Source organism: Variovorax sp. WDL1, from assembly GCF_001541225.1.
Lineage (GTDB): Bacteria > Pseudomonadota > Gammaproteobacteria > Burkholderiales > Burkholderiaceae_C > Variovorax.
The window spans coordinates 1-2,383 of the sequence record NZ_LMTS01000090.1 but is presented as its reverse complement, the minus strand read 5'-3'; the positions used below and the strand labels follow the sequence as shown (position 1 = coordinate 2,383).

Here is a 2,383-nt window from a genome sequence, read left to right as displayed (position 1 = left end):
CATCGTGTCCATCAGGTCCGCGTGCAGGCAGTGGTCGACCAGGCCGCGGGCATGGCGCGCCCGCTCCGCGTCGAACTCGACGGCGAAGGCCTTGGCCTGCTCGCGCCCGAGGGCGTGGGCGGCTTCGGCGATCGCCACGCCTTCGCCGGCGCAGGGATCGAGGATGCACATCGGCCCGTCGCTGGGCATCAGTGCGTTGAGGGCTCTTTCGAGCGTGGGTTCGTCGGTCGGGTAGTACCCGTTTTTGGCGAAATTGCGGGCGAGCCGCGGGAACATGAGGGCCATGGAAGTCTCCTGGTTGGCGGGATGAAGGACGGAAGCACGCCAAAGCGTGCCTCCACGGGTGGGTCAAGCCACGACCGCTTCCGGCGTCCAGATCCTGGACGGGAACGGATAGGCGGTGAGCACGTCACTGCGGATCAGGGAGCCCAGCGCCAGGCTCAGCGCCGACACGTCGATGGCGAGCCGATGACCTTCCAGGGGCCCGAGGGCGAACGGAAGGCGGGCCAGCATCTCGCGGGTTTGCAGCAGTTCCAGCACGGTCTCGCGCCAGTGATCGAGCAGCGGCAATGGGCAGGTGTCCCGCACCAGCGTCCACAGCCTGTCGAGGCGATGGGCGCTGTCGCGTGGCAGCAATGCCAGCGCGCTGGCGTTGGCCTTGTCGGGCTTGACGCAGCGGCGGTCGAACAGCCACACGTTGGACAGCGAGCCGAACAGCGTGCGCCGGAAGGCGCGCGTGGTGCGCTTCTCCAAGCGATCGACGTTGCCGATGAACACCGGGACGCTGCCGCCCTGGTTGGTGATGACGTGGAACTGGTCCAGCCCCTGCTCGTCGCGCCCGAGGGTCAGGCGAGCGAGGAACTGCTGGACGGCGGTGTCGCGCGCCCAGATCGACAGGAAGATCAGGTTGCCCTGGTCATCGCCGACGCAGGCGTCGGCCATCACGTCGGGGCATTCGTCGATGCGGTACAGCGTGGTGGAAGAAGTGTGTGCGGGCATGGTGGTGTCCTCGGATGAACGGGAACAGCACCGCCCGCTGGGGCAAGTACTGCCCCAGGGGGTGGAACAAAGCGCTCAGTCCGGCTCGAACTGCCGGGTGTGCGGGTTGAAGTGAAGCGGCTCGTCCGCCGAAGTGATCGGCGTGCAGCCTTCCAGGTAGATGTTGTGGAGGTACTGGTCGCGGTAGGTCAGCGCCTGCCGTGCCTGGTCCTCGGTGAGGCCGTTGTCGATGAAGTACGCCAGCATTTCCTCGTCGGAGGACACTTCGTCGTTGGACAAGCTGCCTTCAACGAGTGCCAGCAGCGAGGGCGGGAGCGAAGCCAGGATCGGGTCCATGTCGGTTCCTCCTGGCTCAGGCCATCGACGCCGCGGCGGCTGCCGCGGATGCAGTGGGGGTGCGCCGCCGTGTGTGGTAGGCGCGAACGCCGGCACGCCAGTTGGCGGACTGCTCGGGCGCCATGTCGAGATAGCTCAACGGGCACGAGTAGTAGTACGGAGACATGCACTCTTCCAGCGGCTTGTAGCCCCATTTGCCGCCGCTGCGTTCAAGCAGATCGCAGCGGATGTAGCGCAGGGACTGGCCCGGTGCGAGATCACGATGCACGCCATCGACCTTGGCGGTCACTTCGGCGACGGACCACAGCACGTTGCCGCGCAGGGTGTGAGCGATGACCTTGACGCTGGCGCACTCGGTTTCTTGCGGTGCGATCAGTTCCGCGATCAGTTCGGACCGCGATTGATGAGAGAAATACCAGCCCATGAGAGGCCTCCTCGAAAAGTTGAGCCGGAGGCCTCCCCGTGGGGAAGAACCCCCAGCGGGTGATGGAATGCCGCAGGCGCGGCGAAGGAACCTATGCCTTGTCCTCAGTCCCAGTCGTCATCGTCGCGATCACAACCGGCCGGGCAGCAGCCGAACTCGATCCCGTGCGAGCAATAGCCATGCTCCGCATTCCAGTCCTGGGTTTCCTGCCTTTCGGCAGGTGTTGCGTAGTCCCATTCCTGTGCGATCTTCAGCGCCTGTGCGCGCTGTTCTTCGGGCAATCGACCGAGTTGCGCGTCGATCGCTGAACTGAAGCGTTCGACGTAGTGGTCGTGAGACAGTCCGCAACCTTTGGCGGATTGTGCGGCTGCCGTCTCGCAGAGAGCCCGCCACGCGGATTCGTCCAGCGCGGAACGGGGGGTATCGCAAGCGATGGTGGACATGACGGAGACCTCCAGAAAATGGCCGGGGCCTCCCCCGCATGGGGAGGGAACCCCGGCGGGTGGATGAAGAACACCGCGGATGCGGCGTCTGCGATCACGCAGGTTGCGGTTCGGCCTGGCGGCTCCACTCCTGCGTCTTGAAGTCCAGCGCGTAGCCCAACTCGCCCAGGCGGGCGATCTG

4 protein-coding genes and 2 pseudogenes are annotated in these 2,383 nt (G+C 65.8%); all 6 read right to left on the bottom strand.

Annotation, left to right across the window (positions count from 1 at the left end; genetic code table 11):
• Positions 1–294, bottom strand: a pseudogene (locus tag APY03_RS13090) (DUF6094 domain-containing protein); the annotation flags it as partial.
• 54 nt (positions 295–348) lie between these two features.
• A complete protein-coding gene (locus APY03_RS13085; protein ID WP_068677472.1) occupies positions 349–999 on the bottom strand; it encodes a hypothetical protein in 651 nt (216 codons plus the stop codon).
• A gap of 75 nt (positions 1,000–1,074) precedes the next feature.
• A complete protein-coding gene (locus tag APY03_RS13080; protein WP_068677470.1) occupies positions 1,075–1,335 on the bottom strand; it encodes a hypothetical protein in 261 nt (86 codons plus the stop codon).
• A 16-nt stretch (positions 1,336–1,351) separates the two neighbouring features.
• The gene (locus APY03_RS13075) at positions 1,352–1,759 is read right to left on the bottom strand and encodes a hypothetical protein (protein ID WP_068677468.1); all 408 of its coding nucleotides are present in this window, start codon (positions 1,757–1,759) and stop codon (positions 1,352–1,354) included.
• A 104-nt stretch (positions 1,760–1,863) separates the two neighbouring features.
• Complete coding sequence (locus tag APY03_RS13070; RefSeq protein ID WP_068677466.1) at positions 1,864–2,202, bottom strand: hypothetical protein; 339 nt, start codon at positions 2,200–2,202, stop codon at positions 1,864–1,866.
• 94 nt (positions 2,203–2,296) lie between these two features.
• Positions 2,297–2,383 (bottom strand): annotated as a pseudogene (locus APY03_RS43690) (DUF3275 family protein); the annotation flags it as partial.

What these genes read in the sequence shown, in the direction of transcription:
- APY03_RS13080 (WP_068677470.1), bottom strand. Translation starts at nt 1,335, where the DNA reads ATGGACCCGATCCTGGCTTCGCTCCCGCCCTCGCTGCTGGCACTCGTT.
- APY03_RS13075 (WP_068677468.1), bottom strand. Translation starts at nt 1,759, where the DNA reads ATGGGCTGGTATTTCTCTCATCAATCGCGGTCCGAACTGATCGCGGAA.
- APY03_RS13085 (WP_068677472.1), bottom strand. Translation starts at nt 999, where the DNA reads ATGCCCGCACACACTTCTTCCACCACGCTGTACCGCATCGACGAATGC.
- APY03_RS13070 (WP_068677466.1), bottom strand. Translation starts at nt 2,202, where the DNA reads ATGTCCACCATCGCTTGCGATACCCCCCGTTCCGCGCTGGACGAATCC.